The organism is Nitrospira defluvii (assembly GCF_905220995.1).
Lineage (GTDB): Bacteria > Nitrospirota > Nitrospiria > Nitrospirales > Nitrospiraceae > Nitrospira_A > Nitrospira_A defluvii_C.
Window position 1 is genome coordinate 734240 of the sequence record NZ_CAJNBJ010000001.1, and the last position, 15236, is coordinate 749475.

Annotated in this window: 11 protein-coding genes; 3 read left to right on the plus strand and 8 right to left on the minus strand. The window is 60.2% G+C overall.

Going from position 1 to position 15236, the window contains the following annotated elements:
* The first annotated feature begins 36 nt into the window (after positions 1–36).
* The 3 genes from KJA79_RS03400 to KJA79_RS03410 all read left to right on the plus strand — a co-directional run bounded on the left by KJA79_RS03400 (position 37) and on the right by KJA79_RS03410 (position 6277).
* The gene (locus tag KJA79_RS03400; RefSeq protein WP_213040593.1) at positions 37–984 is read left to right on the plus strand and encodes an ABC transporter substrate-binding protein; all 948 of its coding nucleotides are present in this window, start codon (positions 37–39) and stop codon (positions 982–984) included.
* Positions 984–3299 carry a HAMP domain-containing sensor histidine kinase gene (locus KJA79_RS03405; protein ID WP_213040594.1) on the plus strand — a complete coding sequence of 772 codons (2316 nt, stop codon included), beginning with the start codon at positions 984–986 and terminating at the stop codon, positions 3297–3299. The genes KJA79_RS03400 and KJA79_RS03405 overlap by 1 nt, the downstream gene beginning before the upstream one ends.
* A gap of 245 nt (positions 3300–3544) precedes the next feature.
* The gene (locus KJA79_RS03410) at positions 3545–6277 is read left to right on the plus strand and encodes a PAS domain S-box protein (protein WP_213040595.1); all 2733 of its coding nucleotides are present in this window, start codon (positions 3545–3547) and stop codon (positions 6275–6277) included.
* Between the two features lie 128 nt (positions 6278–6405).
* On the opposite strand, the gene KJA79_RS03415 is transcribed toward KJA79_RS03410, so the two are convergent.
* From KJA79_RS03415 to larC, 8 genes are all read right to left on the minus strand, one after another.
* Positions 6406–7167, minus strand: coding sequence for a 2OG-Fe(II) oxygenase (locus KJA79_RS03415; protein WP_213040596.1), 762 nt, complete (start codon positions 7165–7167; stop codon positions 6406–6408).
* Positions 7168–7381: 214 nt separating this feature from the next.
* Positions 7382–8074, minus strand: coding sequence for a LolA family protein (locus KJA79_RS03420; protein WP_213040597.1), 693 nt, complete (start codon positions 8072–8074; stop codon positions 7382–7384).
* A gap of 26 nt (positions 8075–8100) precedes the next feature.
* Positions 8101–10542 carry a DNA translocase FtsK gene (locus tag KJA79_RS03425; protein ID WP_213040598.1) on the minus strand — a complete coding sequence of 814 codons (2442 nt, stop codon included), beginning with the start codon at positions 10540–10542 and terminating at the stop codon, positions 8101–8103.
* Between the two features lie 99 nt (positions 10543–10641).
* On the minus strand, positions 10642–11448 hold the full coding sequence (gene rsmA / locus KJA79_RS03430) for a 16S rRNA (adenine(1518)-N(6)/adenine(1519)-N(6))-dimethyltransferase RsmA (protein WP_213040599.1): 807 nt from the start codon (positions 11446–11448) through the stop codon (positions 10642–10644).
* A gap of 16 nt (positions 11449–11464) precedes the next feature.
* A complete protein-coding gene (locus tag KJA79_RS03435; RefSeq protein WP_213040600.1) occupies positions 11465–11785 on the minus strand; it encodes a hypothetical protein in 321 nt (106 codons plus the stop codon).
* A gap of 19 nt (positions 11786–11804) precedes the next feature.
* Positions 11805–12848 (minus strand): 4-hydroxythreonine-4-phosphate dehydrogenase PdxA, encoded by a 1044-nt coding sequence (gene pdxA, locus KJA79_RS03440; protein ID WP_213040601.1) that lies wholly within the window; start codon positions 12846–12848, stop codon positions 11805–11807.
* A complete protein-coding gene (locus KJA79_RS03445) occupies positions 12838–13854 on the minus strand; it encodes a sodium:calcium antiporter (protein WP_213040602.1) in 1017 nt (338 codons plus the stop codon). Before KJA79_RS03445 ends, pdxA begins: the two co-directional genes overlap by 11 nt.
* A 67-nt stretch (positions 13855–13921) precedes the next feature.
* A complete protein-coding gene (larC, locus tag KJA79_RS03450) occupies positions 13922–15121 on the minus strand; it encodes a nickel pincer cofactor biosynthesis protein LarC (RefSeq protein ID WP_213040603.1) in 1200 nt (399 codons plus the stop codon).
* Positions 15122–15236: the final 115 nt, after the last annotated feature.

A 15236-nucleotide genomic window follows, 5' to 3' on the forward strand; every position in this document is an offset into this window, starting at 1 on the left:
ATGAGGACGCAGACTGTGACGTTCGCATGTCTACACGTGAGAGTGGCACATCCTTCCGCCGCTGGGCGTTATCTCGCGCTCCGTCACATCCTGGTCGTCCTCCTGTGGTTGCTGCTCGGCATGCCGGTCGCCTCGGCGACCGACGTCATCATCCTCAAATCCTCGGATATCGCAGCCTATAACCAAGCCATCAACGGGTTCAAAGCCGCTCTGCCCAGCGGCATTGTGCTGTCCGAATACGATCTGCAGGGAGACCTGGAGAAGGGACGGAAACTTGCGCGAAAGATCCGTGCCTCTGATCCAGCCCTGGTGTTCGCCGTGGGCCTGAAAGCGGCAAAGGCGGCTCAGTTGGAGATCGTCGATATTCCGGTGGTCTACGCCATGGTGTTGGATCCCTCCAAGTACGGGCTCACGACCCAGAATATGACCGGCATTCTCCTAGAGGTTCCGATCGAGCGCCAGCTGGCCATGATGAGAAATTTGCTACCTCAACTCAAACACATCGGCACGCTCTACGATCCGGCAAAAACCACGGCGCTCATCGACGAAGCCAGGCGCCTGCTGAAGCCCAACGGAACGGACCTGATCCCGCTTCAGGTCAACAATGAGCGGGACGTCCCCGGAGGCCTGCGAGCCTTACTTCCGTCCGTCGATGCCCTCTGGCTCGTGCCGGATTCCACGGTCCTGAACGACGAGTCTCTTCGGTTTATTCTCAATACGGCGTTGGAAGAGCGGGTCCCGGTCATTGGATTTTCACGGGAATTTGCACGAAGCGGAGCCCTTTTGTGCCTCTCCGTCAACTACGGCGACATCGGGCGCCAAGCCGGTCAGCTCAGCCGCAAACTCCTCGACGGGCAGCTGTCGCTCCCTATGAAACCGTGGCACCCTGAACGCATCGAAACCAGCTTGAATCTCAAGACGGCCAAATTCCTCGGCATCGAGATCCCTCGAGACATCGAGCAACAGGCCGACGAGCTGTATTGATGAAAGGACCAGCCGTGAACAATCCCACACTCTCCCCCACCGCGCCGCCCTACCTCACGAGCGGTCCGGGACGTTTTATCAGCCTCCGGACCAAGTTCGTGGTGGTGTTTAGTTTGATCCTCGTCCTCGCCTGTGCCGGCATGAGTTGGTATTTCATTCACAGCAAACGCCTCGCCATGACGGAACAGGTGCGGGACCTTGGAGTCATCCTGGTCAAAAACCTCGCACATAACGTCCGCTACGGCATCATCATCGAGGAACGGGCGATGCTCGAACAATTCATTGCGGGAGTCCTGGGCGTCGAAGAGGTGGTGTATGTGCGGATCACCAGTGCCGACGGCCAAGTGCTGACAGAGAAAAGCAAGGGCACGTTGACGAGCCCGCTTGGGACGTTGCGTTCCTCCGATCGCCCCTTCTACCCAAGCCTCGACATCGCGGCCTCACTCATCCGGACCCCCGGTTCTGAACCTACCGTAACACACCTGCGGCTCACCGCCGCCGGGGCCGTTCCTCTTCAGGAAAGCGGTTCCACGCTGTTCGTTTCGACCTCCGGTCTCCAGGAAGAGACATTTTATGATTTTGCCCTCCCGGTGTTACGGCGATCCGAGCCCCGCCTCGAAGCATTAGCCCTTCAGGAAGCAGAGGCACACGGCACACAGGGTGCCCAGGCAACGCCGCACGCATTCGGGGTGGTCCAAGTCGGACTCACGGAAGTGCCGATGCAACGGGAACTTGCACAGGCCTTGCGCGCCTTTCTCCTGCTCACCCTCGGAATCATTACGACCGGCATTCTGTGCACGAATTTGCTCGCCCGCCGCATTATCACTCCGCTGCGCAATCTTGCCGCCGGCGCGCGAAAAGTCAGCGAGGGAGACCTCTCCACCTTCGTGGTGCCGACCACGCAGGATGAAGTCGGTCAACTCACCGCACTCTTCAATCTCATGACGAAATCGCTCCAGGAGCGGGACCAAGCCATTTCGACCAACCTGGAAACCATCCGTCGCCATCTGATGCAACTCTCGACCATCAATCAGTCGAGTGCGGCGATCACCTCCACGCTGGACCTCGACCGTCTGCTGTCCACCGTCCTTCAATTGCTCAGTGAGAATTTAGGATTCGCCCGAATGGTGCTGTTTTTGTGGGATAGCGAACGAGGCGTCGCCACGGTGGGACAAATGCTGGGCATGCCCCCGGAAGCGGAGGAGGTCGCTCGACAACTAGAGATTCCCGTGCGAGAGGACGCGGGCTTTGCCGCCGAACTCCTAATCCGCGGCAAACCCCTGTTTGTTCCGGATATCGAACCGGTCGCCGATCGCATCTCCCCCGCCGTTCTCCCCTGGCTTCGTCAGGTGGGAATCTCCTCGTTTGTCGCCGTACCGCTGCGCAGTCAACAGCGGATCTTGGGGTACTTGGGGGCAGACCGAGGAACCATCCCGTGCACCGAGGAGGATTTGGAGCTCTTGATGACGATCGCGAGCCACGTGGCGGTGGCGGTGGACAATGCGCGAGCCTATACCAAACTCGCCACACTCACGGAACACCTCGAACGGCGCGTCCAGGAACGGACCCACGAGCTACAGACGGTGAACGAACGCCTTCAGGATCACGACCAGCGGCGTTCGAAATTTGTGTCGGTCGCTTCACACGAATTGCGCACGCCTATGACTTCGATCAAAGGCTTCATCGAGAACATGCTCGACGGGCTGACGGGGCAGCTTTCCGAACGGCAAACCCACTATCTGCAACGTGTCAAACACAACGTGGATCGATTGACCAGGATCATCAATCAACTCCTGGATTGGTCCAGGCTGGACGTCGGACGCGTCGACATCAAACCGGAATCACTACAGATCGATGAGTTCACCCGAGATGTGGTGGAGAGCATTCAAACGCTGGCTGCGGAAAAATCCATCAGGCTCGAGGTTCTGCCCTGCAACCAGCCGATCACCGTGCGTGCCGACCGCGACAAGCTGGAGCAGATTATCTTCAACTTGGTCGGCAATGCCATCAAGTTCACTCCCCCTTCAGGGCATGTCACGGTCAGCTGCAGCATCTGCGACGCGAACTACGCCCAAATCACGGTGGCCGACACCGGGTGTGGGATTGCGCCGGACCAATTGCCGCATGTCTTTACCGAGTTCTCCAAGGTCGAATCGGCGATGCCGACATCACAAGGAGCGCAGCTGGGACTCTTCATCACGAAGAGTCTGGTGGCCTTACATGGCGGACAGATGTGTGTGGATAGCCAACTCGGTGCGGGAACCAAGTTCTACTTCACGCTCCCGCTTGCCCCTACGCCACCATCCAAACCGTAGGCTCATTCTTATAGAGAGCATCGTCCCGCGCATTCCCTCTCTGTATCCGATTCGATAATAGCCGCATTGTTTTGAGCAGACACTACCGTCCCGCTGCATGTGGCCGGCAGGCGTGACTGATTTCATCCCTGGAGAATCAATAGGTTGACCCTGCGTATGGTTCCCCTCACCGGTCACAGCACGGCACAAGGATTGCGGACGGTGAAAGTGGCGAATATTTTTTCACCGACCAGCGGGGCCACACCGTGGACACCGCTATTCTCATTGTCGATGATGATCCGGACATCCGCGAATCTCTGGGGGACATGCTGCGTCACGAAGGCTACCTCGTTGAGAGCGCCGTGTCCGGAGAAGACGCGCTGCAGCGGGCTCAGCAGATGCGGTTCGACGCCGCGATTCTGGATATTCAATTGCCCGATCTCCACGGACTCTCCGTCCTGAAGGTCCTGACGGAGTTGGATGCCTCCCTCCCCGTCATTATCCTGACCGGCGATGCCACGGCGGACAATACCATCGGTTCACTCGCCAAAGGCGCATTTGCCTATCTGACCAAACCATACAACTCCCTGGAACTCAAAGCCGTCCTTCAACGCGCGCTCTCGGTCAAAGGCCTGGCCGTACGGGCTGCCCATGTCGAACAGGCGCTCCATGCCAGCGAAGAACGATTTCGCGCGTTGGTCGAATCGGCGACGGATGCCATCGTGCTGGCCGACCATGAGGGCCGCATCATGTGGTGGAACGGCGCGGCGGAACGGATGTTCGGATACAGCAAGCAGGAGGCGCTCGGAGCCCCTCTCACTCTGGTGATGCCGGAGCGATTTCGCGCCGGGCACCAGAGCGGTATCACCAGGCTTGCGCAAGGAGGATCGCCCGCTCTCATCGGGAAGACCATTGAAATGGTGGGAATGACGAAGGCAGGAGATGAATTCCCGATCGAATTGTCCCTGGCATCATGGAGCACGCATGAGGGCGTCTTTTTCAGCGGCATCATCCGCAACATTCGCAGGCGAAAGCAGGCCGAAGAGGCCGTTGTCCGACTCAGCCATCAGAACGCGCTGATTCTCGATAGCGCCGGAGAAGGCATCTTCGGTCTAGATCTGGAAGGATGCGCAACCTTTGTGAATACCACCGCTGCACGGATGCTGGGATGGAGCGCCGCCGAACTCATCGGGAAAACCTTGGCTCCCTTGGTCTCTAGGGACGCAGAAGAGGTCTGCACGCGCCCTCAGGACCATTTTTCCCTTCAGGCCGCCATCCGCGACGGCGCCGTACACCGCATGGAGAATGATACCTTCAGGAGAAAAGACGGCTCAAGGTTCCCGGTCCAATACGTCACCAGTCCCATCCGTGAAGAGGGCCGCCCTGTCGGCGCCGTGGTCGTCTTTCAGGACATCACGACACGGAAGCAACTGGAAAGCCTGCAACAGGCGCAACTGTCCATCAGCCACATTCTGGCAGCTGTCGGGACTCTTGAAGAAGCCATCCCGCAGTTACTCCGCGTGACCGGCGAGATGGGGCCTTGGGATCTGGCGATCTTCTGGAAGCGGGACACGTCCGGCGACAGACTTACCTGTCACGGGACGTGGCAGCGCCCCTCCACTCGGTGGGACGATTTCATGACCCTCTGCCAAAACAGTGCATTCCCTCCGGGCATGGACTTTCCCGGACTCACCTGGAGTGCGAAACTTCCGCTCTGGATCCCCGATGTCCTGATCGACGCCCGCTTCACGCGAACCCCGACCGCCTCACGGCTCGGCGTCCGCAGCGCCTGCATCATTCCTATTCGAACCGGCACGAATATCCACGGGGTCTTAGAATTGTTTGCCGGTGTGCCTCGCACCTCCGATCACCAGCTGATCCAGATCCTCACCGATACCGGGATGAAGATCGGGCAATTCATCGACCGGGCACAGGCCGGATCGGCCCTCCGAGCCACCCATCAGATGACTCAGAATCTGCTGGCCAGTCTGCCCGGTGCCATCCTACTGTGCGGACGCGACTTGCAGGTTCAGTATGCCAATACCTTGGCACATCGCTATTTTTCCCGTACGGGTGAATCCCTGGTCGGCCATTCTCTTGCCGAATGCCTCGCCCTGACGAACGCCGCCACCCAGCATCTGGTGCAGGAATGGGCCACCCTTTCAACGGAATCGCTTCGCGAACCTCCCGAACGTGAATGCGAAGTCGCCCAGCGACTCTATCGATACCGATTCTTCCCGGTCGCCCCTTCGGTGTCCGCTCCCTACCAGATCGGCATGGTGTTGTGGGATATCACCGATGACAAACATCTACAAGATCAGCTGATTCAGTCCGAGAAGCTGACCAGTCTAGGGACCATGGTGTCCGGCATGGCCCATGAAATTAACAACCCGGCGCAGGCAATCCTCAGCATGGCCGAGTTGATCCAGGAAGCAGAGGACCCGGGAACGATCAAGGAATTTGCGGCCGACATCGTCGGCTACGCCCGCCACGTATCCCACGTCGTTCGGGATTTTGCGGGATACGCCCGCTCAACGGGTACGGAGAGTGCGACCGAAGTCGACGTTGCGGAACGTCTGCTGGAAGCGGTCAAGATGGCTCGACGGGGGCCCTATTTCGGTTACGTCGACATCGTCACTCAATTTGATACACCCGCGTTCCTGCGCGCCCACAAAGGGGAAATCGATCAGGTATTCATCAATCTGATCAACAATGCAGTCCAGGCCATGAACGGCACAGGCCGTTTGACGCTAGGGACGGCCCAGGATGGGACGTGGATCGACGTGACCATCGCCGACACCGGTCCAGGGATCCCCGCCGCCGTGCGGGCGAAGATTTTCGATCCGTTTTTCACCACCAAGCCGCCGGGGAAGGGAACAGGGCTGGGCCTCAGTATCGTCCACAAAATCGTGACACGGCACGCGGGGACCATCGCGGTCGACAGCCTTGAGGGGAAAGGGACAACCTTCCGATTGCGATTCCCGTCACTATCCGCGTAAGAGGCGTCCGCGCCACCGCAGTCCGTCGCGCCCCCCTGCCTCTCCATGGCACACGCGCAGACCAGCCAGCCAGTGGCACGCAGGGCGCATGGAGAAAGGGAAGGAGACGAGAGAGATGCTCGTTAGGCTTATGGCCGGGAAGCGGAAGAATAGGCGCGCTTGAACACCGAACGGAGGCCGAAGTAGGCGAAGGAATCTTTCAGATTGGAATAGAGTCGCTTTAACGGTCCCATGTCGGGATTCGTGACATATTCCATGGTCAACACAATGCGCTCTTCCTGCTCACCAAGCGGGGTCACGGCATGCCAGAGTTTGTCGCCGTTGAATATCACCAGGTCGCCGGGAGCCGTGGCCAGTTCCATGTGGACCGGCTCCTTACCCGACACGTCCTTGAACAGGTCGCAGACGAGGCGACATTGCTGCGAGTGATCGAGCAATCCCATCAGAATGGTGTAGCGCGCACCTTTGTAGTAAGAGGTGTCGTAATGATACCCGATGTGATCGCCGGCTTCCGTGTAGTAATACAACGCGCAGGAATGCGGATCGTTATCGGGACACAGCAGGAGGTTGACCCTGGTCAACCGGTTGAGCATGGCCCGAAAGGCATCGGAGCGATACAGGTCCATGAACTGCGGCGCCTGCTCTCTCACCGTATAATAGCTCACGCTGCCGCCCTTCTTATGTCCGGGGATGTAGTTCCGGTTCAGCCCGGATTTGAGGGCCTGCGCCTGTGACGTCAACTCGGCCTCGACAAACTCACGCGGTAAGAATTGAGGGATGTACAGAAACTCGTTCTGCTCCCAATAATCCCGCTCCAATCGGTCGAGATCCAGGGCAGCGATAGCCCGATCCACCGCTTCGGTCACTCCGCTTACACAGGCTTGCGTCATACTCCCCTCGTCACGTCTTGATTCATGGCTTTCCGGCCATCCATGCGCGTTGTTTGTTCCTTGGGCTCCCAAAGAACTCCTCGTGCGCTCGCAGGATGGTCAAAACGGCCGTCCAGCGAGGCCGCAGCGAGCAGAGGACCGAGGCGTACCCTTGCGGTACGTTGAGGATCTCGGCGCTGCGAGAACGATGCTGGCGGCCGTTTTCACCATCCTGCTAGGGTCGGCTCAGCACCGGCGCCCTCACGATTTCTACATCGGCGGGAGCCTTGAAATCAAATAGCTCGTCTTTTAGACCGCTGTTCGGCTTCAATTCGGAAAACTCAAACGTGGCGACATTGCCGCTGACCTCGTGCAGTGCGATGGTCTTGAGGAAGTACGTTTTCGGCTGTACCTCGATCACGATTTTCTGAATCGCCCGCTCCGGCTCGGCTCGCCCTTGCTTCGGTGTCAGCGACACCAGCGGAATGCCCCCGGCCCCTCGCTCCTTGGTCGCCACCGGTTCGATATCAAACTCCTCATCCAACTTGGCTACGCCCTGCAACAATTGCAGCGGCGCCTGGGAGGCCGCCATGTAGGTCAGCTTGCCGACCAGCACCTGCTTGTGCTCAGGCACGTACATCTTGACGTCGTCTTTATTGACATAGATTTCTTCCGTGGCCGGTTCGATATAGTCCCACCGCAGCCGGCCGGGCTTCTTGATGTAAAAGTGACCGGTGGAGATCACGGGCGTCGCAAATCCCTCGATGCGGGTCTTCTGGGTGAACGAGGCCTGGAGATCCTTGGTTTTTTCATACCGCGCCTGAATCTTCTTCACCACCTCCTGCACTTCCTGCAGAGCCTGGAGATCGATCGCCGGCTCATCGGGCTTCACCGGTTGCGCAAGAGCCGGCATTCCGGTCACAAGCATACATGCCAGGATGAACCATATCCGCATCATTCCTCATCTCCACCAACTGGGCCGCGACGTCCCAGCACTTCACGGCGTCCATCACGACCGGCCGCGCCGACCACGCCGTCCGCCTCCATTTGCTCGATCATGCGTGCCGCCCGCGGATACCCGACGCGCAAGCGGCGCTGGATCAACGAAGCGGAGGCCTGGCCCGTCGAGAGCACCAGATCCTTCGCCTGTTCGTACACCTCGTCCTTCGCCTGTTCCTCCTCAGCCTCCTCTACCTTGAGGGACTGCAGCTCCCGGCAGTAGGACGGCAAGGCCTGTTTCTTGACGAATTCCACCACGCGGCGCACGTCGTCATCCGACACAAAAGACCCGTGGATGCGCATCAACTTGCCAGTCCCCGAGGCGAGGTACAGCATGTCGCCGCGACCGAGCAGCGCCTCCGCGCCGTTGGCATCGAGAATCGTCCTCGAATCGGTTTTCGAAGATACTTGAAACGCGATCCTGGCAGGAAAGTTGGCCTTGATCAATCCGGTCAAAACATCGACCGACGGCCGCTGCGTCGCCAGCACCAGATGGATTCCTGAAGCGCGGGCCATCTGAGCAAGACGAGCGATTTTATCCTCCACGTCTTTGGGCGCCACCATCATCAGATCGGCCAACTCGTCGATCATCACCATAATGTACGGCAACGGTTCCGGCGGGCTCGCCTTGACCGAATCCCTGGGCCCATTGTCGCCGGCCGGTTCCGCATCTTCACCCTTCGAGAGCCGTTCTTCTTCGGACAGAAACGTCAATTCGACCTGTTCGGGTTTGCCCGATTGCCAGACATCGGACACGGCACCCTGCACCTCGGAAATCCGCCGATTGTACGCGTCGATACTGCGTACCCCGGCCTCGGCCAGCAGTTTGTATCGCCGCTCCATTTCCTGCACGACCCATCCCAGCCCTCGCGCCGCCGACTTGGGATCGGTGATGACGGGGCGTAGGAGGTGCGGAATTCCATCGTAACTCTGGAACTCCAGCATCTTGGGATCGATGAGGAGCAATTTCACTTCGTCCGGCCGCGCGCTGAACAGAATGCTGAGCAGCATGGTGTTGAGGCCCACGCTCTTGCCGGCCCCGGTGGCACCGGCCACGAGCAGATGCGGCATGGTTTTCAAATCGGCACAGACCGCACCGCCGAAAATGTCCTTCCCGAGCGCCAGACTCAATTTCGAGCGTGAGCGTGAAAAGGCGTCGCTGGTGACGACCTCCTTCATGGAGACCATCTCCCGATGCGGGTTCGGCACTTCAATCCCCACGACGGATTTTCCCGGCAAGGGGGCCACGATGCGCAGGCTGATGGCTTTGAGCGCGAGCGCCAGGTCATCGGCCAGGTTCACGATGCGCGCAACCTTGGTGCCGGGCGCCGGCTCAAATTCATACATGGTCACGACCGGCCCGGGGCGCACTTCTGTGACGCGGCCCTCGATCGCGAAACTTTTCAAAGCCTTGGTCAGGATTTCAGACTGCAACTTCAGTTCGTCGTCGCTAAGACGAGCGATGGGACCTGAGGGATCACTGAGCAATTCTTGCGGGTCCGGCAGCACGTAGCCGTCGGATACGGATGGGCTTGTCGCCACAGCCGGGGCGGACTCATCTGAGGTCGTCGCACGCTTTTCCACCTTCATCGGAGGCTGAATCTTCGGCGGGATCACGGGAGCCGCAATCTGCTCAACGGCCTCAGCGACCACTTGCACCTCGCGGTCCAGTTCCGGTTCCCCCATCTCGCGTGGCGGACGGGCGACCTTCACACGGGCCCGCTTCGGTTGACTCGTCGGCGATTCTTGCTTCACCGGCCAATCCGGGATCAACCCAGCCATTCGTTCGCGAGCCGCTGTCCACCAATCCGGGAGTCGCTGCAGCAACAACGTCAGCGACAGGGGCACGGTAAACAGCAGGGCTACCATCAACCCGGTGAGGATCACAATATGCGCACCGGTGGTAGCAAAATAGCCGCGGATGCCGTCGGCCAGCACCTGCCCGACGATCCCGCCGGCCAGGCCGCGATTGACCCATCCACTTGAAATCGTCGGAACGGCCGTGACTTCTAAATGCAGCAACCCGCTCAAGAACACCATGGCGACCAGACCGCTTCCGGCATGTCTGAGTCGCACGGTGAGCGGAATCGGCGTGAAACAGCGGGCACCGAGCAGGCCAAGGAGAATCGGAAAGAGATAGGCGGCACCGCCGACCAAAAAGAAACAGGCCGCCGCCGACAGCGCACCGACCGACCCGATCATGTTCTTAGGCTGAGTGCCGGCTGCTCCGGATGCCGCCATCGACTTGGCGTCGCCGGGAACAAACGACACCAGACTGAGCAGGATCAAGAGACCGGCGGCGATCAGGAGAACCCCGATCACTTCGCGCTTCACATGAGAGGGACGGGAAGGGGCTGAGCGGGCGTCACCGCGCTTTGCCGTGGTGGATACACCCATGCGGCGGATCGTAGCACAGGGAAAATGCCTTTTCAAACAAACGGGCAATGTTGCGCAGACCGGTCGGCTGCTGCCCATGCCGCGTAGACACCATCTCGATCACGCCGACTCGCCATCGTCGAACGCAGCAGCGAGGGCGCGGTAGTGATCGAGCGTCAGCGTCTCCGCGCGAGCCTGCAAGGGGACTCCGACCGCCTGAAGCGCCGAGGAAATCCGCTCCGATGGATATCCCTCGTCACGCAACGAATTGACCAACGTCTTTCGCCGGTGAGCAAACGCGGCCCGTACCAGACGCCGGAATCGCTCATACCGGACCGGATCGACTTCATCCCGGGCCTTGATAGTGAGACGCACCACTGCGGAGCCGACGGTCGGCCGGGGGCGAAAACAATTCGGCGACACGCGGAAGGCCAGTTCCACCTCCGCCGCTTCTTGCGCGAGCACAGAGAGCACTCCATAGTCCTCACTGTCCGGTTTGGCAGCCAATCGCAAGGCTACCTCCGTTTGCAGCATGAGCACCAGACGATCGAGACGGGCGCGGGCGTCGAGCAGCGCAAAGAGAATCGGGGTCGAGACATAATACGGAAGGTTCGCCACCACCACCGTGTGCGGCGGCAAGGTCCCGAAGGGAAAGGCGAGGGCGTCCCCGATCCGAAGGTCGAGGTTGCGACAGTGGCCTAGCGTCTCCTGCAGATGAGGCTGCAATTGCGGGTCGATTTCGACGGCGATCACCCGCCCGGCCTCCGCGCACAACCCCGCCGTTAACGCGCCCCGTCCCGGTCCAATTTCCAACACCGTATCCTCCGGGCGAAGCGCCGCCAGGGACACGATCTTGCGGACAATGTTCGGATCGATGAGGAAGTTCTGCCCGAGCCGTTTCAGGGCTGGAGGAAGTGAGGGAGCCATAACCTCGCCCTGTCAGCTAGCCGGCGGTCGGCGGGGCCGCGGCCCGAATGCGAGTGGCGAGTGCCACGAGGTAGGAGCGATAACTGTCTACCTCGTCGGTAAACTCTTCGATCAAATCGTTGGTGAAGGACATGCCGGGAGTTTTTCGCGCCAGCTCATCAGCCGCGTTCTGTCCGGCATGTTGCTGAAGCAGAGCGACGGTCCGAATTTTCCACTGCCCCATTCGCTCTGTGCCCAAGGTGGTATTGAAGTCCTGGACGGTCCGCTTTGCAATCGCGTCCAATTCCTTCACCTGCTGATCGATCATGGTCGCTGCGGAGAGTCTTGTCTCTGACATGATCGCGTACTCCTTTTCCCTATCGGGATGAGTGGGTCACCGGGGACCAGGATTGAGCCAAGCGGGCTGCGACCTTCACGGCTTCCAGCAAGCTGCCGTGCTCGGCCACCCCTTTGCCGGCAATGTCGTAGGCCGTGCCATGGTCCACCGACGTGCGGATGATCGGGAGGCCCACCGTCAAATTGACGCAGGTGCCGAATGCGACAAGTTTCAGGGGGATCAACCCCTGATCATGGTACATCGCGACCACGCCATCGTAGTCGCCGCGCGCTGCTTTGCCAAATAGCGTGTCGGCGGGCAAGGGATCGCTGGCCTTGATGCCGGCTGCCCTTGCCAGTTTGACGGCCGGCGCGATGCTGGTCGATTCTTCGTTGCCGAACAGCCCATGTTCACCCGCATGAGGATTCAACGCGGCCACGCCGATTCTCGGGCGTGCGATCCCAAAGTACTTCGTCAATCCGAGATGGGCGAGGCGGATAGCCTTGCCGATCCGTTCCGTCGTTAGCAGCGGGGAGAGCGCATTGATCGCCACATGGGTCGTGGTGAACATAATTTTCAATGGCCCGCCCACGATCATCATCCCGAACTCTTTAGTCTTGGTCAGATCCGCCAACAGTTCCGTGTGCCCCGGGTAATGAAAGCCGGCCATGTTCATCGCTTCTTTGTTGATGGGCGCCGTGACGATCCCGCCCACGCTCCCTGCCTGCGCCAACGCGACGGCTTCCTTGATGAACGCGATAGAGGCCGCGCCGGTCACTGCCGCCGCCACGCCCATTCGGAACTTGGGCAGGGGTGTGTCCAATGGATCGGCCACGGCCACCTGACCAGGCTTGAGCGCGGCCTTGCCGCTTGGATCAAACGTCACGACGTGCAAGGGAAGGTCCAACCATTTGATCGTTCGTTCCATCACCGGGCGTGACCCGATCACGACCGGGCGGCAGAGCCTGGCCAGCGCTTTATCGGCCAACGCCTTGGCGATGACTTCCGGACCGATCCCGGCCGGATCCCCCATCGTGAGACCCAACACCGGGCGCGAAGATCCTGTCGTGAGTTTACGAGCCATGGGTATACAGAAAGAGGGTGTAGCCAAGGTACAGCAGCGCGCTGCCACTCAGCAACCAGGGGCGCCAATGCCCGGACCAGACTGTCTGCAGGAGCGTCAGCCCCATAGCGATGACCGCAAGGACCATCGTCGCCAGCGCCGTGGGTCCCAACGTCCAGGCCGTACCGAACAATCCGACGGATACAGGGATGGTGCCCTGAAACACCATCGCGCCGGTCACATTGCCGACTGCCAGCCGATCCTTTTTCCGATAGAGCCATAGAAAACTATTGGACATCTCGGGCAACTCCGTGGCCAATGGGGCAATCAACAGTGCGAGGATCAGCGGCGACACCTGCATCTCGGCGGAAATGGAATTCGCCGCGGTGACGAACAGGTGCGCGCCACCGACCAATCCGAGCAGGCCGACAATGCCTTGCGCCCCGATCAGCACATAGGACGGCTTGGGCGACCGGCGGGCGAACAGCAACGGTTCAAGCTCTCCCCCCCCCTCTTCGGACTCTTCGTCTTCCTCGGAGAATTTCAGTTTCATGTAATAGACGTACGTCCCCAGCAGCAACAGGGCGACCGCAGCATGAAACAGTCGCGAGGGAACCACGGCGCAGGTCAACGCCAGCACGTAACTGATCAGAAAGAAGGTGATGTCGACGCGCACCTCGCGGTAATTCAGCTTGAACGTCGCCGTCCGCTTCCCTACCTTCGCATAGAGCAGCAACAGAACTGCCAGAATAGGGAGCACCAAGGTGCTCAACATGAACGGCGCCCCGAGAATCGCGCCGAGGCCGACTTCCATCTGCTCTCGACTCGCTCCGAAAAAAATCGCGATGATCGGGATCGAGGTCTCCGGGAGCGTGGTCCCCACCGCCGCAAAGACACTGCCGACCGCGCCTTCGGAAATGTTCAGTCGCTTGCCGAGCCATTCAATGCCGTTCGTGAACAGATGGCACCCGGCCAGCGTGATGACGACCGAGGCCACAAACATGCCTACATAAAACAGGATCGTCACAGGCGCCCTCGCGAGGATCTCGTCTCCGGGGAGGACGTCTCGAGGGGGCTACATCGACTCATGTCCGTCACGTCGTCCGCTTCTTTCTGCCCTGCGTGCGCCGGAACGCCACCATGGCTTCTTCCAGAATGTCCTTTACCGGATTCCCGCTCTGTTCGGCAATGCGTTTGCAGTCTTCATACTCAGGAGCCGCCTTGCTCCGTCCCGGCTCATGATCTGCCACTTTGATCCGCACCTCGCGCCCCCGAACCTGCACCGACGTAAAGCGCCGCGGCAACACGCGCCGTTGCACTTCATGCGTGCGAACACCAAGCGCGGTGGTATCGGAGAACAACACCGCCAACACCGCCTCGACTCGTTCTCGCGGTGCGAGTACGGACAGAACGGTTCCCGGCCGACCCTTTTTCATCGTGACCGGCGCCAACGTCGCGTCCACAGCTCCGGCGGCGAACAGCCGTTCGAAGACCGTCTCATACACTTGCGGATTGAGGTCGTCGATATTGGTCTGGAGTTCCACGATCGTTTCCACCGCCGCGCTCGACGCCGGTTCATCGCCGATGAAGACCCGCAGCACATTGGCCCATTGCGCCGGATCGGCGGTTCCCGCTCCGTAGCCCACGCGCCGGACCTGCATGGAGGGAAGACACCCGAAGTCGGTCGCGAGTGTCCGTACCAACGCGATCCCCGTCGGCGTCGCCAACTCACGTTCCGGGCCCTTCGCATAAATCGGGAGTCCCACCGCAAGCGCCGCCACGGCGGGACCGGGCACCGGCAATGCGCCATGAGCCGACATCAACGTTCCGGATCCCACATTGATCGCAGACGCCGTGACACGCTGCACATCCAGGAGATGCAGCCCCAGCACTCCGCCGACGACATCGACAAACGAATCGATCACGCCCACTTCGTGAAAATGTACCTGCGAAGGCTCGACACCGTGTGCCTTGCCTTCGGCAGTGGCCAGCACATCGAATACCGCCTGACTGCGTTCTTTCACGACAGGCGGCAGGCCGCTTCGCCGGAGAATCCTGGCAATCTGAGCCAGCGTCAACGGGGCCTGAAATCCCCTTTCGATGCGCACATCGACCTTGGTCGCCGTGATCGCCCCGCGCTCCACGCGCTTACGTGACAGCCGATACCCCTCGATGCGCAAGGACGCCAGCCCGCGCACGAGATCGGTGAAGGGTAATCCCGCATCGACCAGCGCGCCTAACGTCATATCGCCGCTGATGCCGGAGAAACAGTCGAAATGAAGATGTGTCGCCACCGCACTCCTATGATTCCTGATGCCGCGCAAGCGAGCGGCATCTTACCGGACCCGCACCCAGACAGCAATCATTCCGCTCGTTCATTGACAGCCCACCGATGCTGTGTTATCCCCA